Origin of the sequence: Nostoc sp., assembly GCF_036919555.1 — a bacterium.
GTDB lineage: Bacteria > Cyanobacteriota > Cyanobacteriia > Cyanobacteriales > Nostocaceae > Nostoc.
In genome coordinates this window covers 17,832-42,490 of record NZ_JBALCS010000041.1, presented here as the reverse complement: position 1 = coordinate 42,490, position 24,659 = coordinate 17,832, and the positions used below count along the sequence as shown (strand labels likewise).

At 41.4% G+C, this 24,659-nt stretch carries 27 protein-coding genes; 17 read left to right on the top strand and 10 right to left on the bottom strand.

Annotated features, from left to right (window positions below):
* The first annotated feature begins 355 nt into the window (after nt 1–355).
* The 5 genes from V7K36_RS12690 (at nt 356) to V7K36_RS12670 (ending at nt 7,593) form a co-directional block, all read left to right on the top strand.
* Complete coding sequence (locus V7K36_RS12690; protein ID WP_335116175.1) at nt 356–1,549, top strand: DegT/DnrJ/EryC1/StrS family aminotransferase; 1,194 nt, start codon at nt 356–358, stop codon at nt 1,547–1,549.
* A 143-nt stretch (nt 1,550–1,692) separates the two neighbouring features.
* Nucleotides 1,693–2,586, top strand: a complete 894-nt coding sequence (crtB, locus tag V7K36_RS12685) for a cyanoexosortase B (RefSeq protein ID WP_335116173.1) — start codon at nt 1,693–1,695, stop codon at nt 2,584–2,586.
* 293 nt (nt 2,587–2,879) lie between these two features.
* A complete protein-coding gene (locus V7K36_RS12680) occupies nt 2,880–3,602 on the top strand; it encodes a cyanoexosortase B system-associated protein (RefSeq protein ID WP_335116171.1) in 723 nt (240 codons plus the stop codon).
* A 242-nt stretch (nt 3,603–3,844) separates the two neighbouring features.
* Nucleotides 3,845–5,206 carry a polysaccharide biosynthesis/export family protein gene (locus V7K36_RS12675; RefSeq protein WP_335116169.1) on the top strand — a complete coding sequence of 454 codons (1,362 nt, stop codon included), beginning with the start codon at nt 3,845–3,847 and terminating at the stop codon, nt 5,204–5,206.
* A 212-nt stretch (nt 5,207–5,418) separates the two neighbouring features.
* A complete protein-coding gene (locus V7K36_RS12670; protein WP_335116167.1) occupies nt 5,419–7,593 on the top strand; it encodes a GumC family protein in 2,175 nt (724 codons plus the stop codon).
* A 92-nt stretch (nt 7,594–7,685) separates the two neighbouring features.
* On the opposite strand, the gene V7K36_RS12665 is transcribed toward V7K36_RS12670, so the two are convergent.
* From V7K36_RS12665 to V7K36_RS12655, 3 genes are all read right to left on the bottom strand, one after another.
* On the bottom strand, nt 7,686–8,357 hold the full coding sequence (locus V7K36_RS12665; protein WP_335098547.1) for a rhomboid family intramembrane serine protease: 672 nt from the start codon (nt 8,355–8,357) through the stop codon (nt 7,686–7,688).
* 126 nt (nt 8,358–8,483) lie between these two features.
* The gene (locus V7K36_RS12660) at nt 8,484–9,203 is read right to left on the bottom strand and encodes a rhomboid family intramembrane serine protease (protein WP_334828508.1); all 720 of its coding nucleotides are present in this window, start codon (nt 9,201–9,203) and stop codon (nt 8,484–8,486) included.
* 181 nt (nt 9,204–9,384) lie between these two features.
* Entirely contained in the window at nt 9,385–9,816 is a 432-nt protein-coding gene (locus tag V7K36_RS12655) for an MEKHLA domain-containing protein (RefSeq protein ID WP_335116165.1), read from the bottom strand.
* 156 nt (nt 9,817–9,972) lie between these two features.
* On the opposite strand from V7K36_RS12655, the gene V7K36_RS12650 reads away from it, so the two are divergent.
* The 3 genes from V7K36_RS12650 to V7K36_RS12640 all read left to right on the top strand — a co-directional run bounded on the left by V7K36_RS12650 (nt 9,973) and on the right by V7K36_RS12640 (nt 11,831).
* Entirely contained in the window at nt 9,973–10,593 is a 621-nt protein-coding gene (locus V7K36_RS12650) for a tetratricopeptide repeat protein (protein ID WP_335116163.1), read from the top strand.
* Between the two features lie 588 nt (nt 10,594–11,181).
* Nucleotides 11,182–11,427: a UPF0175 family protein gene (locus V7K36_RS12645; RefSeq protein ID WP_335116161.1), complete on the top strand. Its 246-nt coding sequence runs from the start codon at nt 11,182–11,184 to the stop codon at nt 11,425–11,427.
* Entirely contained in the window at nt 11,424–11,831 is a 408-nt protein-coding gene (locus V7K36_RS12640; RefSeq protein ID WP_335116160.1) for a DUF3368 domain-containing protein, read from the top strand. Before V7K36_RS12645 ends, V7K36_RS12640 begins: the two co-directional genes overlap by 4 nt.
* A gap of 194 nt (nt 11,832–12,025) precedes the next feature.
* Here the strand turns inward: V7K36_RS12640 and V7K36_RS12635 are convergent, their stop codons facing one another.
* The 4 genes from V7K36_RS12635 to V7K36_RS12620 form a co-directional block, all read right to left on the bottom strand.
* On the bottom strand, nt 12,026–12,595 hold the full coding sequence (locus V7K36_RS12635) for a retropepsin-like aspartic protease family protein (protein ID WP_335116158.1): 570 nt from the start codon (nt 12,593–12,595) through the stop codon (nt 12,026–12,028).
* A gap of 309 nt (nt 12,596–12,904) precedes the next feature.
* Nucleotides 12,905–13,189: a transposase gene (locus V7K36_RS34105; protein WP_442948459.1), complete on the bottom strand. Its 285-nt coding sequence runs from the start codon at nt 13,187–13,189 to the stop codon at nt 12,905–12,907.
* Nucleotides 13,190–13,382: 193 nt separating this feature from the next.
* Nucleotides 13,383–14,588: a hypothetical protein gene (locus tag V7K36_RS12625; RefSeq protein WP_335116156.1), complete on the bottom strand. Its 1,206-nt coding sequence runs from the start codon at nt 14,586–14,588 to the stop codon at nt 13,383–13,385.
* A gap of 785 nt (nt 14,589–15,373) precedes the next feature.
* Nucleotides 15,374–15,640 (bottom strand): hypothetical protein, encoded by a 267-nt coding sequence (locus V7K36_RS12620; RefSeq protein WP_335116154.1) that lies wholly within the window; start codon nt 15,638–15,640, stop codon nt 15,374–15,376.
* A gap of 233 nt (nt 15,641–15,873) precedes the next feature.
* On the opposite strand from V7K36_RS12620, the gene psbQ reads away from it, so the two are divergent.
* The 3 genes from psbQ (at nt 15,874) to V7K36_RS12605 (ending at nt 18,571) form a co-directional block, all read left to right on the top strand.
* On the top strand, nt 15,874–16,329 hold the full coding sequence (gene psbQ / locus V7K36_RS12615) for a photosystem II protein PsbQ (RefSeq protein ID WP_334828488.1): 456 nt from the start codon (nt 15,874–15,876) through the stop codon (nt 16,327–16,329).
* 167 nt (nt 16,330–16,496) lie between these two features.
* Nucleotides 16,497–17,606: an NAD(P)/FAD-dependent oxidoreductase gene (locus V7K36_RS12610; protein WP_335116152.1), complete on the top strand. Its 1,110-nt coding sequence runs from the start codon at nt 16,497–16,499 to the stop codon at nt 17,604–17,606.
* Nucleotides 17,607–17,719: 113 nt separating this feature from the next.
* Nucleotides 17,720–18,571, top strand: a complete 852-nt coding sequence (locus V7K36_RS12605) for an alpha/beta fold hydrolase (protein WP_335116150.1) — start codon at nt 17,720–17,722, stop codon at nt 18,569–18,571.
* A 202-nt stretch (nt 18,572–18,773) separates the two neighbouring features.
* Here the strand turns inward: V7K36_RS12605 and V7K36_RS12600 are convergent, their stop codons facing one another.
* Nucleotides 18,774–18,911 (bottom strand): hypothetical protein, encoded by a 138-nt coding sequence (locus V7K36_RS12600; protein ID WP_335116148.1) that lies wholly within the window; start codon nt 18,909–18,911, stop codon nt 18,774–18,776.
* On the opposite strand from V7K36_RS12600, the gene hemJ reads away from it, so the two are divergent.
* The gene (gene hemJ / locus V7K36_RS12595) at nt 18,910–19,491 is read left to right on the top strand and encodes a protoporphyrinogen oxidase HemJ (protein WP_335116146.1); all 582 of its coding nucleotides are present in this window, start codon (nt 18,910–18,912) and stop codon (nt 19,489–19,491) included. The genes V7K36_RS12600 and hemJ overlap by 2 nt on opposite strands.
* A 327-nt stretch (nt 19,492–19,818) precedes the next feature.
* Here hemJ and V7K36_RS12590 read toward each other — a convergent pair whose 3' ends face one another.
* Nucleotides 19,819–19,941: a hypothetical protein gene (locus tag V7K36_RS12590; RefSeq protein ID WP_335116144.1), complete on the bottom strand. Its 123-nt coding sequence runs from the start codon at nt 19,939–19,941 to the stop codon at nt 19,819–19,821.
* 272 nt (nt 19,942–20,213) lie between these two features.
* On the opposite strand from V7K36_RS12590, the gene V7K36_RS12585 reads away from it, so the two are divergent.
* Both V7K36_RS12585 and V7K36_RS12580 read left to right on the top strand, forming a co-directional pair.
* On the top strand, nt 20,214–20,435 hold the full coding sequence (locus tag V7K36_RS12585; protein ID WP_335116142.1) for a hypothetical protein: 222 nt from the start codon (nt 20,214–20,216) through the stop codon (nt 20,433–20,435).
* Nucleotides 20,432–20,584, top strand: coding sequence for a hypothetical protein (locus V7K36_RS12580; protein ID WP_335116140.1), 153 nt, complete (start codon nt 20,432–20,434; stop codon nt 20,582–20,584). Before V7K36_RS12585 ends, V7K36_RS12580 begins: the two co-directional genes overlap by 4 nt.
* Nucleotides 20,585–20,752: 168 nt before the next feature.
* Here V7K36_RS12580 and V7K36_RS12575 read toward each other — a convergent pair whose 3' ends face one another.
* Entirely contained in the window at nt 20,753–21,661 is a 909-nt protein-coding gene (locus tag V7K36_RS12575; RefSeq protein ID WP_335116138.1) for a peptidoglycan-binding domain-containing protein, read from the bottom strand.
* Between the two features lie 349 nt (nt 21,662–22,010).
* Here V7K36_RS12575 and V7K36_RS12570 point away from each other — a divergent pair, with 349 nt between their 5' ends.
* The 3 genes from V7K36_RS12570 (at nt 22,011) to V7K36_RS12560 (ending at nt 24,551) form a co-directional block, all read left to right on the top strand.
* Nucleotides 22,011–22,253 carry a hypothetical protein gene (locus tag V7K36_RS12570; protein WP_335116136.1) on the top strand — a complete coding sequence of 81 codons (243 nt, stop codon included), beginning with the start codon at nt 22,011–22,013 and terminating at the stop codon, nt 22,251–22,253.
* Nucleotides 22,250–23,455, top strand: coding sequence for a murein hydrolase activator EnvC family protein (locus tag V7K36_RS12565; RefSeq protein WP_335116134.1), 1,206 nt, complete (start codon nt 22,250–22,252; stop codon nt 23,453–23,455). Before V7K36_RS12570 ends, V7K36_RS12565 begins: the two co-directional genes overlap by 4 nt.
* A 115-nt stretch (nt 23,456–23,570) precedes the next feature.
* Nucleotides 23,571–24,551 (top strand): 2-dehydropantoate 2-reductase, encoded by a 981-nt coding sequence (locus tag V7K36_RS12560; protein WP_335116132.1) that lies wholly within the window; start codon nt 23,571–23,573, stop codon nt 24,549–24,551.
* Nucleotides 24,552–24,659: the final 108 nt, after the last annotated feature.

The following is a 24,659-nucleotide window of genomic DNA, read 5'->3' as shown; positions in this document are numbered from 1 at the left end:
TTAGCACGGGTGTAATCTCTATTGTTTGAGATTTTGTAATCAGACTGCGTTAGATTTGGATTCAGTCAGGGTAAGCTAATGCTAAGGATACAATATCAAAGGTCTGTCATTCTTTATGTACAGAAGAGAAAATTTCACTGGTAAAAATCAACGTGATTTTACTTATTAAATCTATATCTATGTGATTTTTATAGCCAATTTTACTGATGACAGTTAGTACCGATCGCTGACAATACTAGATAGTTTCTAGAACTCTTCATCCGATAGATTAAACCTATTACAATTTCAGACTGAAAATTGTGCAGGCTTTTCTCTTTTTTCCATACGAGTAAATATTTTTTGAGGACAACTCGCAATGAATAAAATGACTATTAGAGTTCCTTTTGTAGACCTGAAGTTACAACACGAACCAATTAAAATGCAATTGGAAGATGCAATCCAATCTGTATTGGAACGGGGAGATTTTATTTTAGGGCAAGCACTCTCAGATTTTGAAGCAGCATTTGCGGCAGTGTCTGGGGCAGAATATGGAGTTGGTGTGGCATCAGGAACAGATGCGATCGCTCTGGGATTGCAAGCGTGTAATATTGGTGCTGGCGATGAAGTGATTTTACCAGCAAACACATTTGTAGCCACCTTAATTGGGGTGCTACGTGCTGGCGCCAAGCCAATTCTGGTAGATTGCGTCAGCCAAACAGCTTTAATTGACTTAAAAAAAGCAGCAAAGGCAATTACGCCTCATACCAAAGCTATTATCCCTGTGCATCTCTATGGTCAGATGGTATCACCGCGTGAACTATTCAACTTTGCCGATACCTACAAACTACTAATTTTTGAAGATGCGGCACAAGCACACCTCGCCGAAAGAGACGGATATCACGCTGGTTCAGTAGGAATAGCAGCAGCTTTTAGTTTCTATCCCAGCAAAAATTTGGGCGGATTTGGGGATGGAGGAATGCTGCTGACACAAGATTCAGATATAGCCCAGAAGATGAGGCGCTTGCGAAATTATGGTGCATCGCAAAAGTATTTTCATACTGAATCAGGTACGAATAGCCGCTTGGATACTTTGCAAGCAGCAATCTTGCACCAGAAACTACCATATTTGCCACAATGGAATCGCGATCGCTTGACTATTGCCCAGGAGTATGATGTTGAACTAGCACCCTTGGCAACTGCTGGCATTATCCCTATAGAAAATCAAAGTGGTACAGGACACGTTTATCATCTTTATGTAATTAAAGTTGATGATTCTTGCCCAATAGAACGCCAGCAACTTGAGGAAAAGCTCACAGCAGTAGGAATTCAAACTGGCATTCACTACCCAGTTCCTTGTCATCTCCAGCCAGCATTCACCAACTTAGGCTATCAGCTTGGAGATTTTCCCCAAGCCGAAAAACTGTCAAAGCAGATATTATCATTACCGATGTATCCTGGTTTGAGCAGTAGTCAAATCAAAGAAGTTGTAGCAGCGATCGCTTATGCAGTCTCAACGAGTTATAAGGCAGATAACCTATCTCCTGCTGACCTTGGCAGCGTGGTCGCCTGAAATTAATTCATACCTAATATGCATCTAAACAATTAGAAATTTGTCATTTGTGCTTTGTCTAAAACTAATGACTAATGACTAATGACCAATGACCAATGACCAATGACTAATGACTACTAAGAGTTTTTAAATTACTTAAAATCATGGTACTCCGGCAACAGGTTAAAAACATAAACGCATCAGGCTTATTAAATCTAGCCATTTTAGGCGTTTTGCTGCTGCTTTATGCTCCGATATTGCTGCACTGGTTGGATGGTTGGCTAAACAAAAATATCAGCACAGAACACGAATATTTCAGCCACGGGATTATCGGTTTACCATTTGCTGCTTATCTGGGCTGGATGAACCGGAAAAAGTGGAGACGTTTGCCAGATACCAGCCATCCTTTGGGCGCTGTTTTCTTGTTATTAGGAGCAGTTTTTTATCTTAGCGGTGTTACAGAGTGGGTTAACCTTTCCTTGCCCCTTATATTGGCAGGATTATGCTTGTGGTTTAAGGGAATATCAGGTTTGCGATCGCAAGGATTTCCCCTGCTATTAATATTTCTGGCAACCCCAACAGCAGTACCCTATCTCATTGCTCCCTATACCTTCCCTCTCCAAAGCTTTATTGCTGGCACAGCCGGCTTCATACTGAATCAATTTGGTATGGAAGTAACCGTGTATGAGACAAATCTCTACGTGGGAGGACGGATTGTGGAAGTTGCCCCCTATTGTGCAGGGCTGAAAATGTTGTTTACGACTCTCTACGTAGGCTTGATGCTGCTTTATTGGACAGATGGTTTGTCTTCACGCCGCACAACTATATCGTTTTTATGTATTGCTGCGATCGTTAGTACTACTGCCAATATCATTCGTAATACTTTACTGACTTTCTTTCACGGCACAGGTCAAGAAGCGGCTTTTAAATGGTTGCATCAGGGTTGGGGTGGTGATCTCTACTCTGCTTGTATGCTGGTATCATTAGTGCCCTTACTGAATTGGATTAATAGCTATTTTTCAGCATCTCCAGAAACACAGCAAGAAGCAGAAAGTTAGAATCACTGGGCATTGGGCATTGGGCATGGGTTATTCCCCTTATCTCCCTCATCCCCCATCCCTACGATATACACACAAGTCATCGAATTACCCAAAACAAAAACCTCACCCTGTCCTATCTTTAATCCCTCTCCTTACTAAGGAGAGGGACAGGTTTTGCGTAGCATAACCAGGGTGAGGTATCTCTTGGGCTGGGTGATAAATTTTTCGTGATGCATAAGTCATAAATATTACTGAATTCATATTCTGATTTTATAAAGTAAAATTTTGCCTAAGTATTATAAATTTTACTGATGATTTCCATCTCCAAGTTTTTCAAGCAAAACCAATTGAGTCAGGTAGCAGCACTTTTGTTATTACTACTGCTGCTAGCAATAGGAGGGGTTCCCGGATACCTGACAGGACACTGGCAATGGAAACAGCCGCCACCTGTTACTACCCTCAACCAATTAAAACAGATCCGCCAAACTGGGTTAACCCTTCCTGGTTGGAAAACCATTGAACAAGCAGAACAGCAAATTGGCGAACATAAATGGTCTTTGCAGGTAATTAAAAAAGAAGGTTCCCCATCCCAGGCAATCCTGCTTTTGCTGCCACAAAACGGGCCTATGGATCAACCAGAGGTAGAGTGGACAGAGGTTAACGGCTGGGGAAGGTCACGCTGGGGAAAGTGGGATGTAGCTCAATCTCGCTCTGCTAAATTTACTATCAAACCGCCTGTAAAGTTGACTTCTAATGTCGAAACTAAAGTAGAAGCTAGGTTCTTTCGCGCCTCCACACCACAACAAACCTTCGCTGTCTTGCAATGGTACGCTATGCCAGACGGCGGAAATCCATCACCTTTCCACTGGTTCTTGGCGGATCAATTGGCACAGTGGCATAAGCAACGCACTCCTTGGGTGGCCGTCAGTATTCTGATTCCAATGGAACCTTTGGGGCAAGTAGAAACATCTTGGTCTTTAGCGCAGTCTATCGGAGAAACAGTGCAAACTGTATTGATGGCAGGCCCTTTGTAGCGTTTGTTTACATATACGTTTGTACAGAAATTCATCAATAGTATCTCAATAAATTGCGTTCAGGCTGAAATTGAGCTAAAAGATGTTAACAATATTATGAAGTTAGAAATAAAATTTTGATAAACCCTCCTGTTCTTCTTGGTAAATACTTGCAGAGAGAAGAGACATTTAGGACATTCATAGAGTAGAATAACCATTCCGCGCGACTAATTTCTATATCAGTATTTTCATTTTCTGCACCGATGTTTATAGATTCCAGTTCTTATATGCGTGGATTCAGTGCCTTGTGTTTTGTTAGTCTTCAAGTAGGAGTTTTCTTAACAACACCTATCCAACTTGTCGTTGCCCTGCCTTTTCCATCTCAAGGACAATCACCAGGGCAACCCCCCTCGCCTGTGCCAGGTACTGAGGTTGTGCCTCCAGGTGCAAATAACGAAGTTTCCCCCCAACTCAGCCGCTACCTCTTGGGTCCAGGAGATACAATTGGCGTTGTGCTTCAGCGTCCTCCTGGCCCATACCGCTTAGGAATAGGAGATGTAATTAGCGTTTCAGTTCAGCGCTTTCCAGATTTGAGCTTTCAAGCTTTAATCAACCCAGAAGGTAATATTGTGGTGCCTTTACTAGGAACAGTTTCCTTACAAGGTTTAACTTTGCAAGAAGCTCAAGAAAAAATTCGCTTGGGTTTAAATCGTTATGTAGTTGATCCGGTAATAGTTTTAGCCTTAGCAACGCAGCGTCAAGACTTCAGTTTTCAAGCTGTAATTAGTCCAGAAGGTAACATTGTAGTGCCGCAAGTGGGAACGGTGTCATTACAAGGTTTAACTTTGCAAGAAGCTCAAGAAAAAATTCGCTTGGGTTTAAGTCGCATTTTCCCAGATCCAATTGTGGTAGTATCCTTGGCAGGGACGCGACCAGTTCAAGTTACTATTAGCGGCGAAATATTTAAACCAGGAATTTATCCGATTAATTCATCAACACCGCGCGTTGCTGATGCCTTGCTAATATCTGGTGGTTCAACGTTGAATGCAGACCTGCGACAAGTGCAAGTACGCCGGAAGTTAATCGATGGTTCCGTGATTTCACAAAATATTGACTTATATGCAGCACTGCAAAATGGCGGTTCAATCCCTAATTTACGCTTACAAGACGGAGATGCAATACTCGTGCCCCGTCGTGAAGTTGGTAATGATGACGGTTATGACCGCAATTTGGTAGCACGTTCATCCTTGGCGACACCACAGATTAGAGTCCGGGTTTTAAACTACGCTGGGGGAGGTCTTTCCACTCAAGCGTTGCCTAACGGCAGTACATTTGTAGATGCTTTGGGAGGAGTAAATCTCGACGCTGCGAACCTCCGCGATATCGCTCTGGTTCGCTTTGATTCTGAACGAGGTAAAGCTGTTACCCAAAAACTTGATGCTAAAAAAGCTCTAGGCGGTGATGCATCTCAAAATGTGCCGCTTCAAGATAATGATGTTATTGTTGTTGGTCGGAACCTCATCGGTAAGATTACTAATTTACTGACTACCATTACCCAACCTTTCTTCAATGTCCAATCCTTTCTCCAATTTTTTAGAAACGTCGGTGGCAATGGATCAAATTAGTAATTCTAAAAGAAGGATGCAATCTGGAAATAGTTGGGAGTGGAGGAAGCCACATCTCCAACTTCTCTTTGAATTAATTAAGGTAAAAATATTAAAGATATCAACCGATATATACAGTAGGAAGTTGATAACGATCTTGTCTCAAAACCACTATCTTTAGGTTGGTACTTCCTAATTTTTAATTTTTAATTTTTAATTGGAGCGAAGCGACCATGACCCCACCAATTGTTAAGCGCTATCTTATTGCTTTTGAGAAGTATAAATGGATTGGACTGGCTAGTTTTGCTTTAGTTTTAGCAGGGTCAACTCTGGTGGCTATGCAACCAGAGCCACCAACTAGTTATATAGGATCTGCTGCACTTACCTATAGTGGACCAACAGTTTCTTTCTCTACAACTGGTACTCAAATCCAACAGCAAGGCAAAGAACTGAATGAGGAAGTTTTACTATCAAACCAGATAATTGCAGCAGTGGCAGAAAAAGCTGGTGTCCAACCGAAAAAGCTCGCTACCAGTATTGCCATTACAATACCTAAAAAAAACCCCAGGACTGGAGAATTGGAATCTAGTATATTGGAATTGAAATATGTAGATACTGACGCCAAACGAGCTATACAGGTCTTGGCGGAATTGATGCAATCAATGATTAAGTTGAGCAGTGATATCAATACTGGGCGGTTACAGGCAATTATTCAAAAGATTAACGATCGCACACCACAAACTAAACGGGATTTGCAAATTGCTGAAAAGAAGTTGGAACAGTACGATCGCATCGAGCGAACGGCAATATTAGCAGCAGAGAATGGCAGCTTGTTAAGCGCTATTACTACCAGCCAAAATCTGCAACGGCAAATTCAATTAACTATTTCTGGGGTTGATGGTCAAGTTCGCAGTTTACAAAATAAGTTAGGCTTAACAGTCGGACAGGCTTATATTTCTTCTGCTTTAAGTGCCGATCCAATTATTGCTAGCTTGCGATCGCAAATTTATCAAAGTGAGTCGCAAATGGCCGTACTCAGAAAAGATTTGCGACCGGAACATCCAACGATGATTCAGTTGATGCGTCAGAAACAAGCTGCTGAGGAATTGCTCCAACAACGTGCCGCAGAGGTTTTAGGTGGTGAAGGTACAGCAGCCCCGCTTTCGGGTAACATTGCAAATATTCGCGCCCAAAGTAGCTTAGATCCTGCACGTCAGCAGTTAGCAAACCAAATGGTGGCGTTGCAAACCCAAGGGGAGACGCTGCAACAACAACTAGCCCAAGAAATTCAACAAGAAGCGCGACTCCGGCGAGAGTATGCTCTGATACCCAATAAGCAATTAGAGCGATCGCGTTTAGAACAGGAAGTTACACTCAAAAAAGCCATCTATGACCAAATGCAGGTGAAGCTAACCGATGCTAAAACCGCAGAGGCAGAAACTACTAGCAGCCTCAGCATTGCCAGACGCCCCACAGTCATTGCCGATCTCAAACCTCCTAAGAGTGTGCCTATTACCCTAGCTGTAGGTGGTTTATTAGGTGTGTTGATTGGTGGCGGGGTGATATTTTTCTTGGGAGCGATGGAAGGGACTTTCAAAACCAGGGAGGATATCCGCGAAAGCCTCAAGCAACGGGAAGTGGCACTGTTGGGAGAATTGCCTTTAATGCCAGTTGATGATTTGGATCAAGAAGCGGTGCCTGTGGTACTTTCCCCCGATTCTCCTTATTTAGAATTTTATGAGAAATTCCGGAGTAATCTGCGCCGGATTGGTGGTAAAAACTTAAAGGTAGTGTTGATTACTAGCACCAGTAGTCAAGAGGGTAAAACGGCAAGTGCATATAACTTGGGTATAGCTTCAGCCCGTGCTGGTAAAAGAACCTTGATTATCGAAACAGATTTGCGATCGCCTTCCCGTTGTACATCCCTGAATGTAATTCCTGACCCCGACGCCACTATTGAACCCCTGCGTTATTACGCTAATTTGAGTGAATGTATTCGTTTAGTTCCTGATGTGGAAAATTTATACATTCTTCCCAGCCCTGGACCTATGCGGCAATCAGCTGCCATTCTTGAATCTAGCGAAATGCGGCGGCTGATAGAGGATGTCCGCGAACGTTTTGATTTAGTTATTTTAGACACTAGTTCTCTCAGCATATCCAATGACCCGTTGTTAATCCAACCCTACAGCGATGGCATCGTACTAGTGACGCGACCACACTATACACAAGAGAACATGTTAGGTGAAGCTATTGATCAATTAGTTGAAGCGGAACTAGGGTTATTGGGAACAATTATCAATGGTGCTGATATCATCGTTTCTGTACCTGAACAAGTTGTAGAAGCACCAACATTTAGAACTCAGGTAGAAGAATCAGAAGAAGTTTCAGCCCGTGCTAACAAAAACTAATAGTTTTCAAATATGAAAATTTTAACGCAGAGGTTAGTGCAGAGGATACGCAGAGGTTTGATAGGCATTAGGAGTCTTAGGAAATGCCGTACTTAGTCGTCTCTAAACAACCCAAACAGGGGAGCGAGAATTACCCCAAAAACAAAACCACCGATGTGTGCCCAATAGGCAACTCCACCAGTTTCCACGCTCATCTTAGCGGCTGTTTGCAGGGTAGCAAGACCGGATATCACATTTTGCACAAAGAAAAGTCCAATTATCACTAGTGCTGGAATTCTAATTGTGGTGATGAAAATCCCCAAAAAAACTAAGGTTTTCACTCTAGCTTGCGGAAAGCGTATAATGTACGCACCTAAAACCCCAGAAATTGCACCACTTGCTCCCAAGGAAGGAATCTCAGAATTCATGCCAATAAACCATTGGCACAAGGCAGCTAAAGCACCACACGCCAAATAAAAAATCAGATATTTGAAATGACCTAATCGATCTTCAATATTGTTGCCAAAAACCCAGAGAAACAACATATTCGAGATTAAGTGCCACCAACCGCCGTGTAAGAATTGCGACGTAAATAACGTTATCCACTCTCCACTCCAATTGGTGGTTAACTCTTGAGGTATTACCGCATACTGACTTAAAAACTGATTCAATTGTGCATGTGACAGACTCACCTCGTGAATAAAAACTAAAATATTCATGCCAATTAACCCGTAGGTGAAATACGGGGTGATTCGCGTTCGATTTTCGTCGTAGAGGGGAAACACAGGTGTTTTTCCTAAATTATTGACTAACTGCAATATACCCTGTAAGACTGGGAGTTGCGAAGTTTAGGCAATTTCACCTATTAAATCAAACAGTATAATTGAGGGGCATTATGATGCAATGAAGCACTACTTGTACCAAGATTCTTCCTGGGATTTATCACTAAATAAACCCAACAGTGGGCCGAGAATTGCCCCAAAGATAAACCCGCCTGCATGGGCCCAGTAGGCAATACCGCCGCTTTCCATTCCAATGTTAGTAGGTGTTTCGAGGCTGGCAAATCCGTAGAAGGCTTGTTCGAGAAACCAGAATCCCAAAAAGAAATATGCTGGGACGCGGAAAGTTGGGAAGAAAAACCCTAAAGGTACAACGCCGAGAACTTCAGCGTTAGGAAAGCGGAGAATGTATGCACCCATAACACCTGCGATCGCACCACTTGCCCCCAAAGAAGGAATGCTAGAATCTTGAGCGAAGAACCACTGGGTTAAGGATGCCAAAATACCGCAAGATAAATAAAACAGCAAATATTTAACATGACCTAATTTATCTTCAACGTTATTGCCAAAAATCCAGAGAAACAACATATTGCCAGCTAAGTGCAAGAAACCACCGTGCAAAAATTGTGAAGTAATCAAAGTTGCCCACTCTGGCACTGGTTGATGTAGAGAGTTACCAGCAAAGCTTAAAGTCAGTTCTCGTGGAACTACAGCCGCAAGGTGTAAAAATCCATTTAATGCTTGTGGAGGAAGATTTGCTTCATAAAGAAAAGCGAGGACGTTAGCAGCAATCAGTCCATAAGTTACATAAGGTGTGATTGTTGTCGGATTATTATCTCTAATGGGAACCACGAGCGTTTTTTCCTGATTTTAAGACATAAATTCTACAATACTGAATTCTGCAAGTAGTTTCTTCTACCTCATGGATGGATCTCAGTTTGATATTTGAGATATATTTGTAGGACTGACCCTGAAGCAGTAGCCATCATGTGATAAATTTCCAGTTATAGAAGAAAGCAGCTCGACCACAGTGCTAATTTTGTTCATCTAAAACGTTCCATAGGATAGTATCTTCTATGTAGAAACGTTTACCAGTGCTAGAAGTGCGGATACCGGAATAATTGGTGATAAAGCCTTTAGTTGCTGCTTCTGATAATAGGCGATCGCGTTCTTCCTGCACTACTTCTTCAGCTGATTTACGGGAAGGCATTCTAGTAAATTCCTCCCAGGAAAACTCCCATAGTTCCAACGCTTTGCGATTACCATAGTTGAAAATTGGGTCTGATTCAGTGCCGTGAGAAACTAAGACAAAAGGTGCTTCAAATAATACCTGCGCTATTTCCTGGGGTACACTATTTACATCCAACAAAGAATTTCCCGTCCAATGATGAAAACTGTTTACTAGGCGCTGACTGTGGCGAATAATTGCCTCTTGCTGCCAAGGAAATTCGATAATGCTGCTCATGAGAAAATGAATACATAGCATCAAAATTATGACATGAAACAGTTTTTTTAGAGTTAATGCTTCAGGAAATCAGCAACGCCTAATATTTGGAAGATTGACGTACTATCCCCAAAGCTGAAAATATGTTAGTTAATCCTCATATAGGCTTGGCAGCTCATGTTTTTTTCAAAGTCTCTAGAAAATCAACTCCAGCGCTGGAACGAAACTATTCGCAATCAGCCGAAAAATCCTAATGCTTACATACGTCGAGGCATGGTTAACTTTCAACTAGCTAAGATTGAGGAATCTATTCAAGATTTTGACATAGCAGAGCAATTGGATGCTCATATTAAACCCTACCTCTGGCAACGGGGATTATCGTACTATTATGCAGAAAGATTTACTGAGGGCGCTCAACAATTTGAAATAGATTTGACTGTGAATGCTCAAGATGTAGAAGAAACAGTATGGCGATATCTCTGCATAGCTCATTCGTTAGGTATTGAAGAGGCATGTAATTCTTTGCTAACTGTAAAAAATGACCCTCGACGCATCATGCAGCGCGTATATGATTTGTATTCGGGAAATTGTACACCAGATGATGTTTTAACTGTTGGTCAATCAGAAGGAATAAAGGGAAATTTTTACAGTCATCTTTACTTGGGATTATATTACGAAGTTGAGAATAATGTTGATTTAGCTCAGGAATATATAGTTAAAGCTGCTGATAATTACAAAATTGATGATTATATGTGGTATCTAGCGCAGGTACATAAAAAATTACGAGAGTGGATATAGTAGAGTGTTAATCTTCTAGAGATGGAAACCAGATAATTTTCAATGATCCTTTATTTCTCGTGTATGACCATAGATTTTGACCCCTCTCCAAACCTCTCCCCGAAACGGAGAGAGGCTTTGAAAGCTAGTTACAGTTTTTCTCTGTTTGTATGAAACCACCCTGCCTCCCGAAGATCGGCGAGGGGTTGGGGGTGGGGTTCTTTTATTATGGGTAATTTGGCGGACATGATATTACTTATCTAGAGTCGCTGATTGGATTGAGCTTCATCGGTTTCAGTACTAAACCAGCGATCGCCTCTCATAGAAAACTTTCCGGTCGTACCTCTACAGATAACCTAAGCCAACTAACGTTCCGTTCCGGTTGAGCGGCGGCGGGTAACTTATGTATCACTACTGAGATATCTCCATCATTCGCTGCAACCGAATTGTTAGGTTGTGGGTAACAGTGGCAACTTGCCTCTTAGCACTAAGCCTAAACCGATCTAACCTCAGCCAGCTAAGGGTTGCGTTCAGAGGCTGCCAGCATCTTTCACAATAGAATCGTTTATCTTTAAATCAGAATAAATCAATTTTCTCCGGCAGAATCCAATGAGCGTTGTAATTCCTGATGACATCCTCCAATCAACCAAGATGACTGAGGATGAATTAAAGCTCGAAATCGCCATCATGTTATACAAACAGGAAAAAATTAGTATTGGCAAAGCCCGTGCTTGGACTAGGCTGACAGTGATTGAGTTTCAACACGAATTGGCAAAACGGGGACTTTGCATTAACTACGATGTCGAAGATTTGCAAGCAGATGTTAAAACCTTGCAATCAATGGGCTTGCTGTGATTGTTGTCAGTGATACTTCCCCCATCATAAACCTCGCAGCTATTGGTCAGCTAGACCTGTTGCAGCAACTCTATGGAAGCATCGTTATTCCTCTAGCGGTTTATAACGAAATGGTGACAGCAGGAAAGGTTGTTCCTGGCGCAGTCGAAGTGCAGACCTTATCCTGGATTCAAACTCAGACAGTTGCTGATACTCAAAAAGTCACAGAAATTCAAACAAACCAAGACAATATTGATTTGGGTGAAGCTGAAGCAATTATTTTGGCACTGGAAGTGAAAGCACTATCGGCGGTTAACTTGAACTACGATAACCAGCTATTTCTACATTTACTTTGGCTACTTTGGGCTTGTGGTGTTTTTGGTTTATTGGCGGCTTGGTCTTATCAGCGCGATCGCACCGTTTAGTAGCTTCAACATGATTGACATAAGAGATATGATACTGTTGATTTACCTGAGTCCACTTGATTAATTAATCTCTACCATAAATAGGCAATCTTCTGCAAGAGTTGCTACGCGTCTACCTATCCTCATCGCTCATCTATTCAATTTTCGGTGGCTTGGCGGTACAAATGTGGGTAGGCGGTTTTTACCTGGGAACATTAGCGGGGATGAAATTGGACTTCTTTCTCCAGAATCTTAATATCGTAGTTGCCAAAGAAATCGTGGCCTAGTAAGCCGATGCTTGCTTTTGGTGCGATCGCTACCTGAAGATTATTGGCTGTAACTCCACCTACTGCAATAGATTTTACCTTACTAGTTGGAAATTTTACTTGGCTACCATCGGCAATTTGGGCTTGCATTGTACCTGTAGGCTGGAGTTCAAGTGTACTTGCCATATTTAGAGTAATAATGGTTTCACTAGCACCTGTATCTACAATCATTTCAAAGGTTTTTTTGTCGTTGAAGGTGACATCAATCACAGGAGTTCCACCAAAGCGGCGTTTAATTGGGACTCGAAAAACTCTGTTGTCTGAAGGTGCGGCTATATTGCCACAAAGCCTTCCCAATCCAACGGTTTTACCAGAGGAGGTGATCATGTAACATGCTCCTGGATCGTCAGCTGTTGCCTGATGAGAGAATACTAAAAATACTAGTGCCGCAGTTACGCCCGTTGTAAACATCGCAGCTAAATTAACGGTCGTAATCCAACGCTTCCAAGCATTCTTCATGTTATATTGCTCTCTAATTTTTCTGATATTTTTTAATAACTAAATTATTCATAATAGCTGTAAGAATTGGTGCTGAACGCTTACGATTATTAAAACAAAAACGGAATATCTATCAACCTCAACTACAAGAAAGTTTCAAACACCTTGCGTTCTTCGGGTTATAATTTTTGTCTATAGTCTATGTATTATGTCTATAGCAATCCGAATTGAAAGGTGAGAAAATACGTAGATATAAGCATTTCAGCGATTTTCTTTTTCACGAATGATTTAGGATTGCTATAGTACAGCGCGGCCTAAATAAGCATACCATTAAATAGCCAAAACGTTGCCCTTATATATCCACTTAAAACGTTTAGCCATTATTTGATTACAGTAGTCGATAAAATTGAGAGTTCGATTTTTTAAATCATCTTGACTGATAAAACTTGCTCTTCTTAGTAACTTGCGAACCAAAATACTGAACCAAATCTCAACTTGATTGAGCCACCAAGAATGTTTAGGTGTGTATGCTAATAGTTCGATTAGTTGCTCCGTACTAAATTTTACTAGTACGCCAATACGCTCAGAGTCTTGTAATCTCGGAAAAATAGACAACTCTTGATTATTAGTTTGCAATCATCGATTTCGCCCCTTCAGAGCCATCTGCCAATTGATATCTAAATTTCAGGCAATTTGACGATGGTTTTGATCATCAGATACCATGAGAATTATTTTTGCTCATAGCGCTATCTGTTGCGGCGTCTTGTGTCAGTTTATCAACTCTTGAAGTTGATGATGCCCTGCTGTACTAGACCAGGAATTTAATGGCCTTAGCCCTATCTATTATAGCTTGATTCTGTAGATTCTGGCTATTTATTAAAGCTTGATTCTCTAGATCTGTTAGATATGAATTTACTACCACGGGCGCGACGTTAGGTTGTGCAGTATTAAGGTAGAACTGGTAATCAGTATTCCCTGCTTGACGTTGAATGTGTATATAGTAAGTTCCTGGATTTAATGAAATCGTTAGAGATGGATTGCCTACAACACTATTATCAGGATTGAATACTGCACTATTTCTAGAATTCAGAATCTTACCGTTACTATTAACTATTTGCTCAACTACGCTTCTAGAAAGTCCATAGTCATTTATTGTAACAGTACTAGTTTGATTTAAACTAAACTGATAGTAATCATTAGGCTCGGATGAGCCGACATGTTCCAAGACTACAGTATCATTTGAACCTATCGTAAGTTTGCGAGCAGTGTTGAATGTGTTGCCAGCGTAATTACTCGCAGCCTGACGTCCTTCAAACTCACCATAAAAATCAAAATGTTCGAGTAAATTGATGCCTTTCAAAGAAGCTAATTCGAGATTATTTGCTTTATAGTAACCAGCATCAAATGAGGGTGAGGATTTACGCCCTTCATTTATCCCATAGATTTCAAAATGTTGCAACAATTGGCTGTTGTTCAAATTAGCTAAGTCTTTGTTGTTAGCGCGATAGTAGTTGAAGTCAAAATAGGGTGAAAAGTCACGCCCTTCGTTTATCCCATAGATTTCAAGGTGGTTCAAAAGTTGAGAATTATTTAGGTTTGCCAGATCAGAGTTAAGCGACTTATAATTCCCGTAACCGAAAAGTGGATCAAAGTAGCGTCCCTCGGTAATACCGTAGTTTTCCAGATGATTAAATAATTGCTCGTTGTTAAAGCTTGGAAGGTCACTGTTGTTAGCACGATAGTAGTTAAGGTCAACAATTGGAGAGAAGCTGCGTCCCTCAGCTACACCATGATTCTCCAGATGATCTAACAGTTGGCTGTTGTTGAATTTTGCCAGATCAGAATTGCTAGCCCGATAAAAATTTAAATTAATAAGTGGTGAGAAAGAACGTCCTTCGTTTAAACCATAAGCCTGGAAGTGTGATAGAGCTTGAGCATCATTTAAACCAGCTAAGTCGGAATTGGCAGCACGATAGAAATTGGCATCAAATACGCTTGAGGTAGTTAGGGACATATCACCAAATCTCCTAATATAAAATATTTTTACTCTGAATTTTTCGTCAGCTTTTCGTCTATTTTGAATGGTCTGTTTATTTACGCCTTGCTGTACTAATAGTCTGTCAAGTTTAAATTGAAGCGTAAGCAAGTTGGTAGCCAGGACTTTAGTCCTTATTTTCTAAGCACTAAAGTCCTGACTACAAACCCTTCATTACTAGCTTAATAAAGTACTAGGCTATCCACACAAGTTTTGTACTTTCAAGTTAGTTAGTGATTTTTTATTTATGTGTCTTCATAAGATAAAATCCCATCTTACTCAAAACATATTACATAGAATTACTGATTGATAAATTAAAGATTAGGTAAAGACATGATAAAGGCATCTAAGTAATATTAAACATGGTATACTAAGTAAGAAGTGATATCAGAGAAATTTGTGAGCTTATTCAAGGGTTACATCTGCATGTACATCGGGGGCATTTCACTTTCGTAGAAAGCTTAAACCTCACCCCAGCCCTCTCCTTAGTAAGGAGAAGGAGCATGAATCGGTGTATTTGCAAAACTGAGATGCTCCCTATACAGCAGTTACGATCGCATTTTTAACAGCAATACCTCATTTGTGAAAACATGAGATTTTCACTAACAGTATGCAAAGCAACTACACCGCAAATAGCTGTTGCAAAATTCTATAATCCTGCCATTTTAAATATTATGCCGCATTCCATCTCAGCATTTACCTGTCATCAAGTTGAGATTAGCGATCGCCCCAGCAATATAATACGCTAGGGCGTTTTTTAAACTTTACCTAAAATCTCCTCCTTCCCATATCTGAAGTTGTCTTTGGGCTGCAACTATGCAATTGAGATGCTTGGGTGGATAGAGAAAATGATCGTAGGCTAATGCCATCTGTCTAGCAGCTTCAGTATATGGCACTCGTCCTATTGCTGTACCCAATCCAGGACAGGCAATAGTGTTAATTTTTTGCTCGCCGTATTGGTTATGGTGGCGAACTGCCAGCAGCATAGCCCACATCGCTATATAAGGAATATCTGTTCCAGCAATGATCATCGGAACTACATGAGCGTGTTTGACAAGCTCGGTTTTGGGTTGCGAGTGCGATCGCGTCTATTAACCAGGTTGCTAGGGAGTAAGCACATCCTTTCTAAAGCTGATAAGTAAAATAGTAAACTTGTTGTTCGAGGAATTGTGCAAAATAATTCAGTTCCCCTGAACGATAAATTGCCCTAGCGATCTAAAATGACACTGTTAATCGGTAAACAAAAAGCAATTAAGTTCAGTGTATGGTGCGTCAACACTCGATTTTTTCATTCGTTCTAGTATTATTGGCCACATTCCTCTTTAGTTGTGGCGGTCCTGGTGTCGCGGTGGCACCTCCAACTTATACGGCAACGCAACTTGAAAGAATTCAGGCATACGTTCCTGAAATTCAGGCTGTGCGCGATCGCTCACAAGAGTTGAAAACCCTGATCCAAGAAGGTGATTGGATCAATGTGCGTAACTTTATACATGGCCCCATAACAGAAGCAAGGCTAAACCTGACTTATGTGACTCCCAACCTTCTACCCAAAGACCAACCCACAGCACGTCAAATAACGCGAAATTTGTTTAACGACCTGGTTAAACTTGATAAAGCTACTAGTGCTGGCAATCCTCAAGTTGCCTTGAGTAACTCCCAAGCTGCTTTTGCAGACATTGACAAATTTCTCGATCTACTTCCTAAAACAGAAGAGAGTTAAGAGTTAATAGTTAGGAGAGACGCGATTAATCGCGTCTGTACAGGAGTTAGGAGAGACGCGATTAATCGCGTCTGTACAGGAGTTAAGAGTTAATAGTTTTAAATTTTTAACTCCTCACTCCTGACTCCTGACTCCTAACTTCTCACTTTTAACTCTAAGTACAAGTTATGAATGTAGTTATTATCGGTTGTGGTGTAATTGGGGCTGCGATCGCCTATGAACTGAGTCAAGTAAAAGGGCTAAAAATCACAGTTTGCGATCGCCAACCACCAGCACAAGCTTCCACGGGTGCTGCACTTGGCGTTTTGATGGGCGCAATCAGCCAAAAAGTCAAGGGCAAGGCTTGGCAGATGCGACATACTAGCATTCAACGCTATGAAACTTTGATTCCTGAACTAGAAGCTTTAACAGGTGGCAAAATCCCTTTTAATCGCCAGGGAATTCTCAGTCTTTATTTGGAAGAGGAGAATTTAGCAGCATGGGAAAAGCTAGTAGAAATTCGCCACTCTCAAGGCTGGCATTTAGAAATCTGGGACACGGCTAAACTCCAGAATATCTGTCCTCAAGTTGATCACGAAAAAATTACTGGTGCTGTCTATTCTCCCCAAGACCGCCAGCTTGATCCGACTGTCCTCACATTAGCTTTAGTTGAGGCTGCCCAGCAAAATGGTGTGACTTTCAAATTTGGTGTGGCTGTTTTGGATGCCCAAACCTCACCACCTGAGTCTTCCCCTCAATTTTGCGTTCAACTTGAGACTACAGAAGGAAAAATAGCCGCAGATTGGTTTGTAGTCGCAGCAGGGCTAGGTTCAACACCACTGACAGCAAAATTCAATCAGATGGTTGATATTCGCCCGGTGCTAGGGCAAGCGTTGCAAATGCGCGTGGGGCATCCGTTAGGCAATCCAGACTTCCAGCCAGCGATTACAGGTAACGATGTCCATATTGTTCCTGTAGGCAGTGGAGATTATTGGGTGGGTGCAACAGTGGAATTTCCCAGCAATGGAAATGAGATAACGCCAAATCAAGAACTGCTGGAATCTCTTAGAGAACAAGCGATCGCATTTTGCCCAGAGTTAGCCACAGCAAAGATTCTCCGCACCTGGTCGGGTTTCCGTCCCCGTCCTGAAGGACGCCCAGCCCCAGTTATTGGTAAGTTACCAGGGTTTAGTAACGTCCTCCTAGCTACCGGACACTATCGCAACGGCGTTTTACTAGCACCCGCCACAGCTTATGCAATTCGTGAGATGATTATTTCTCAGGGAGTGGAGGGATGAGGGAGCAGGGGAAGCAGGGGAAAAAAGAATAACTAATGCAATGCCCAATGCCCAATTCTCAATGCCCCATGCCCAATTCCCAATGCCCAATTCCCAATCCATAGGAATATAGCGTGTCAATAACAGAACATAAAATCAATGTAGATTCACTGGAATGGTTTTATCGGGAATCTTTACCAATCGGTAGAACTGACTTAGCGCCTGTGTTGTTGCTACATGGCTTAGTTTCACAAAGTTACAGTTGGCGGAATATTATACCTGCTTTAGCGAATCAGGGGACAAGAGCGATCGCTCCAGATTGGATTGGTTATGGCTTTTCTGCAAAACCAGAAAAACGAGATTTTGCTTACACTCCTGATGCTTTTATCACAGCTTTAGAAGGATTTATTAAAGCCTTAGAACTTGAACATTTTTCTTTAGTTGTCCAAGGCTTTTTAGGTTCTGTAGGACTACAATATGCTTTGCGTCATCCAGAACAAATTGCTAATTTAGCTATCTTAAATACACCAATTTCAACTGCTGCCAAATTACCCTGGAAAATTAAACAATTGGGTTTACCTTTAGCAGGTGAAGTGATGACCCAAGACCCGCTTTTAGTTGACAGGACGTTAGAAGGTGGTAGCCGTTATCGCATAGGAGATAAGGAATTAGATATTTATCGAAAACCATTTTTGAAAACTTCTGCATCTGGTCGAAGTCTCTTATCAAGTATTCGGAATTTACAGCTTGATTCAGCAATGACAGAAATCGAATCTGGCTTTAAAGAATGGCAACAGCCAATTCTGATTCAATGGGGGATGATTGACCCTTGGTTATCTGTAGATATTGCCCAAAATTTTGCAAATGCGGTACCAAATGCCGAATTAATAAAACTTAATAACGTCGGACATTATCCTCAAGAACATTACCACGAAGCGATTTTGGAAGACCTTTTACCCTTTGTGCGTCGTAAAGATGCTCATTGACAATATAACGCGGTGTGCAACTTTCTCTCAAACCTAACCCCCAGCCCCTTCCCTACAAGGGAAGGGGAGCTAGAATCAAAGCCTCTCGACCTTTCGGGGAGAGGAATGGAAGTGGGGTTTTAACAATAAGTCGCACATCGGATAATATACCTCTGGCAAAAATCGATATTATAAAAATGAAACCAAGATTACTACAGATAAATCATAGATATTTATCTGTGGTAAAAAATAAATTTGGGATTTTTGCTACATTGATAAATGTTATCCGCGCCTGCATTTGTGAACTTTTGATTGCTACTAAAAATGCATCACAACCATACTGATGGAGATTAGAATTCATGGCTTATTCATGGTTTAAAGCATTTCATATTGTCGGATTTGTAGTTTGGTTCGCCGGTTTGTTTTATCTGGTACGTCTTTTTATCTATCACGTTGAAGCTAACCAAGAACCGGAACCAGCACGAACAATACTGAAAAATCAGTATCAAATTATGGAAAAGCGGCTCTATCATATCATCACTAATCCAGGAATGTTCGTGACGATCGCAATGGCCATCGGTTTATTAAGTACTGAACCGGATATTTTAAAAGAGGGTTGGTTGCATATCAAGCTGCTGTTTGTTGCCATTTTAATTGGCTATCATCATTACTGCGCTCGGCTGATGAAGAAGTTAGCAGTAGATGAATGTGGCTGGAATAGTCAGCAATTACGTGCTTTAAATGAAGCACCCACAGTTATGTTAGTAGCGATCGTCTTGCTGGCTGTGTTTAAGAATAATCTACCTACAGATATCGCTGCCTGGGCTATTTTCGCCATGATTATTTTGATGGCAGTCACTATTCAACTTTACGCCAAAAAACGCCGGCAAGATAAAGAGAAGCTGACGGCAGAGATAGGGCAACCACAAGAACAAAGTTAGACAAAATTCCTGTCTTACACAAAGTAGGTTAGCACAGATGTCATTGATGTCAACTTAAGCTAGAAATAGTTTAACTGTTAGTTTCGTTACCCGCCTTGAACTAAAGTTCAAGGCTAATAGCTAAAGTCTACTGAAGTAGACTAAAGATTTTTACGGATATTTAGTAATCTTTAGATTACTTTTGCTATAAGCAAGGAACTTCAGTTCTTTGCGGAACATAACTTTTACGTTAATAGGACTTACGCAAAATTGTCTCAAAAACCTGATTTGTCATAGCGGTAATTCATGAATTACCGCTACTTCAGAACTTTTTTGCGTAAGTCCTGGTTAAGTTGACACGTATAATTCATGAATTGCCCCGACATTTCGTAAGCCCAAGACAAGGGTTTGCTTGGCTGTTAGGCAAGTTGTCAAAATTTCAGGAACCATCACTACGGATGGAGAAGCCATCGTTAGTAAAATGACGATTTTGCTCTTAAAATCAAAATTTCTGCATTAAAGCCACGATTTTTTCCTTAAAATCACGACTTTTTTCTTAAAATCACGATTTTTTCCTTAAAGTCGTGATTTTTTCCTTAAAATCATGATTTTTTTGTTAAAGTCGCGATTTTTTTCTTAAAATCATGATTTTTTTCTTAAGTAACTTCAGTTCGGGTTCAATAAGCTGTTCTACATTTAAATTGCATAAGTTGGGCGGACAAGATGCCCACCCCACAAGAGTTATGTTTAATTCGATTATGCAAATTAGATGTTTTTTAGCTTACTGTTCGGTTAAGGCAAGAGACGCTATAAATCGCCGTCTTTACAATAATCAGCCCTCCGTAGAGACGGCGATTTATCGCGTCTTCGTAGAAAGGGGTTTGGTTTGTCTCGTTCCCAGTCTCCGACTGGGAATGCCTAATGTAGGGGCTGCCGCCTCAAGACTTACGGCAGAGCCGCAATGAAAAAGCATTTCCAGCCAGAGGCTGGAAACAAGGTTTTAAAAGGGTTTGCACTTAAGTTGACACCAATACACAGATGTGCTGCCATACCACACGTTGCATCACAACAAGAACCCGTACCAATTAACCATTACCGAATTTACGATGTTTAAATTTTGGATAATGGAAAAGAAGATTCAAACATCGTAAATTTAATGCCTGTTTGAGAAAAAGCGAATTTAAACGCGAGAATAATTCTATTATCCAAACATCGTAAATTACTTGACAGAGCTAATGACTTGATTGCTATGAGTCAATCTAAAATCTAAAATTGATTGACCTCATGCTGGAAACATCTTTGCTAAATCATCCCCAGGAATCACGGTAGCGTAGAAAACATATTTGCGATTAGCGACATAGCGACGATCTTGTTTAATAATCGCCATAAACTCTCTATGTCCTTCACGGCTACGTCCCACTAAACAACCCGCACTGGCAAGGCGAATATCATTTCGGGGAAAATCAAAGCCGTAGTGTTGATTCACATAAAAATCATCACCTGTATCAAGTTTGTCCCCAGTCCGTTTAAAATCTTTGTTGAAATCTCTACAAACAGTTATATCTCCAACTTGCACTAATGCTTCGTGAGGCTCTGCTGTGCCGTGGATGCCAACAGCCCAAGCTTTGTATTGTCCAAACTGAATCCTAGCTGCTCCTTTAGGATTCATCGGATTATAAGTATAGTAGTTCCCTGGTTCTGTAGTCGCTTCCCAGTGATCTACGATTTTGGGAACATCATTTATTACTTCAATGACAATCCGCCGATCATTAAATTCATTGGGTGCATCACTATTGAGAGTCCAGTCTCCATTTATACCCTCTATATAAACAATGTTGTATTCTTTTGGATTGGTGAATACCTGATACTTTTTAGATAGCAAGTATTTCACAATCCTGCTGGCAATGTCATTACCAAGTTTTAAGGGGGGTTTAGGAAGCTCATCTGGTTTGGTTTCAATTAGTTTTTTGGCTGTGACTGCTCCTAAAAAGTCACTTTCTCCAGTCTTTGTTAATTCTTGAAATTTTTTGATAGATATCACAGAAACAGGGCCAAATTTCCCATCAGATGGAGGTTCTAGCAAACCTAAGCTGATTAACAGTGTCTGAATCTGACGAGCCAAGTCTGCGTCATTAGCGATCGCCTCAAATCCCCATTTCTCATCTTTTCCCAAGAAATCTTGCAGTTTCATTATGCACCTACCTTCATTTGCTTATTTCTAAGTATAAACATCATTTTGAAGATTGATGTTGTTTGAAATATTACTCTTCTATTAAATATGATGTCAAAATTTTTACTATTAATTTATGATTCAGCACACAAAAATTCACAGAAATTATACTGAATGGGAATGTATATTAAAATTTTTTCCGTAAGCTTAGAAAATATATTTCCAGATGATAAGTATAAAATTTTACTGAAAGATAGTTCACACATCTCATCGGCAGAGATACCTGCTGAATGCTGACACAAATGGAATCTTTGTGTTAAAACTTGGCAGACCAATTTGATACATAGTGTTGGAGTGGGTGAATCAGATTTTGGAAATAATCCTCATAGTGTTTGAAAAAGAGGCAAGGGAGCAGGGAGCAGGGAGCAGGGGGGATAGAACAGAAAAGGGATTTGATCCCACCGGAACGAGAACCACTTATAAGAAGTTGGGGGAGAAGAGGACAAGGAGCAGGGAGCGGGGAGAAAAGGAGAGAATTCTTTCCCCCTGCCCCCTGCCCCCTTCCCCCTGCCTCTTCTTTGAAAGCATCGTTTTGGTTAGGTTCGCAGGATGAGAGCGCAATTTAGAGTCAAACAGCAGATTTATTGCTGTTTATCTATTGTATTTTGCTGCATTTTGTGGATTTGTTTGGCATTAATTCCAGCCCAGGCAACGCCCATAGAATCTATTGATACTCTGCGGCAACAGCAGGAACAAATGAACCAGCAGCATCAGAGTGGGGCTAACGATCGCGATCGCTTAACAAATATCCAACAAGAGGCGCAAAAACACCTTACTGGTTTAGAGCAAAATCTGCAAACCACAGATAGCTATATTGAAGAGGGCGAATTGCAATTACAACGAGCTACCCAACGCCTCCAGCAATTGGAAACTGATTTAGCTGTAGCGGAACGTGACTATGAAGCTCATCAAATAGGAACAGTAGCACGATTGCGTTATCTTCAGCGATCGCCAGCATCTGTTGGATGGGCAGTTTTGCTCCAAAGTGAAAATATTAGCGACTTTATCAGCCGCCGTTATCAGTTGAAGTTAGTGTATCAGGCAGACCAGCTAATTTTGGTGAAACTTAACGCCCAAGCAAACCTGATCAATAAACAAAAAACGGAAATAGAACAGCAAAAAAATGAAATTGCCTTGATGCGTGAGCAACTGCTAGCACAAAAAACTGATTATCAAACTCAGGCGCAGTCACAATCAGAATTGATTCAACGCCTCAATAGCGATCGCCTCGCCTTGGAAGCAGCGCAAAACCAGCTAGAGAGGGAATCCAAAAATCTGGAAGTCTTGATTCAACAAAAGGTAGCAGAAGCCAAAGCAACAGAAGAGGCGCAAGTAAAAACCAACAGCCGTACAAGTTTGATCATTCGGGGAACTGGTGTAATGGTATATCCTAGTGATGCTCCTACTAGCAGTCCCTTCGGCTGGCGAATGCACCCAATCCTCGGCTATCGTCGCTTTCATGCCGGGTTGGATTTTGCCGCTAGCTATGGTAGTACAATTCGGGCAGCCGATTCGGGAATAGTGATTTTTGCTGGGTGGTATGGTGGTTATGGCAGAGCGGTAATTATCGATCACGGCAAAGGGATTACTACATTGTACGGACATACCAGCGAATTGTATGTTACCGAAGGACAAGCTGTTGAACGCGGACAAGCGATCGCTGCTGTCGGTTCCACAGGTTTATCAACTGGGCCTCATCTCCACTTTGAAGTTCGTCGAGATGGCACACCCGTGAACCCAGCTAATTATCTTTAAGCGAGCGGCAATTCGGCTGTAAATTTGCAGCAGTAATCGTCATTTATCCTGCCCAAAACATTTATTTTTACGCCCTTCGAGGCGAAAATGCTTTTAAAGGAAGGCTGGAGATCAAATGAAAATCTGTATTGTTGGCGCGGGTGCGATTGGTGGATATTTAGGGGCAAAACTGGCACTGGCAGGTGAAGCCGTAACGCTGATTGCGCGTGGTTCTCATTTGGAGTCAATTCAAAAAAATGGGCTGAAGTTGCTCATGGCAGACGGTTCTAGCCAAATTGTTACTCCCTCTCTGGCAACTAGCGATATCCAGTCAGCAGGGCTACAAGATGTAGTAATTTTAACTGTCAAGGCTCAGAGTCTGTCTGCGATCGCACCTTTTCTCCCTGGACTCTATGATGCTCACACGATGGTGGTGACAGCCCAAAATGGTGTTCCTTGGTGGTATTTTCGTCAGCATGGCGGTGAGTATGAAGGTAGACGCATTCAATCTGTTGATCCAGATGGAATTATTGAAGCTAGTATCGGTGCTGAACGCGCCATCGGTTGTGTCGTTTACCCGGCAACTGAGATAATTGAACCAGGTGTAATTAAGCATATTGAAGGCGATCGCTTTAGTCTCGGTGAAATCGACGGCACTAAAACAGAACGCATCCAATTATTAGCAGAAACTTTAAAACAGGCAGGATTCAAAGCACCAATCCGCAATCAAATTCGCACGGAAATTTGGATCAAGTTGTGGGGTAATGTGGCATTTAATCCCATCAGCGCTCTAACTGGTGCTACTCTAGAAGGTATTTGTCGCTATCCCCTCACCCGTGAACTAGCGCGGCAAATGATGACTGAAACTCAGGCGATCGCAGAAAACTTGGGTATAAAGTTTGGCATCACAATGGATCAGCGAATTAATGGGGCAGAAAACGTTGGTGCCCATAAAACCTCAATGCTACAAGATATTGAAGCTGGACGCCCCACGGAGATAGACGCTATTGTTGGCGCGGTGGCAGAATTGGGAAAACTCACTCAAATTCCCACACCTTATATTGATACTATTTATGCCAGCGTTAAGCTGCTAGAGGCGACTAAAGTGAGAATTTGAACAAGAAATGTTTCGCGCAGTCCCCACCTAAAAATACTATAAAAACATCTACATTTTAGGTGGGGTTAGCGAAACCAGTATTATTGGCCCATCTTCAACTATTCTGGA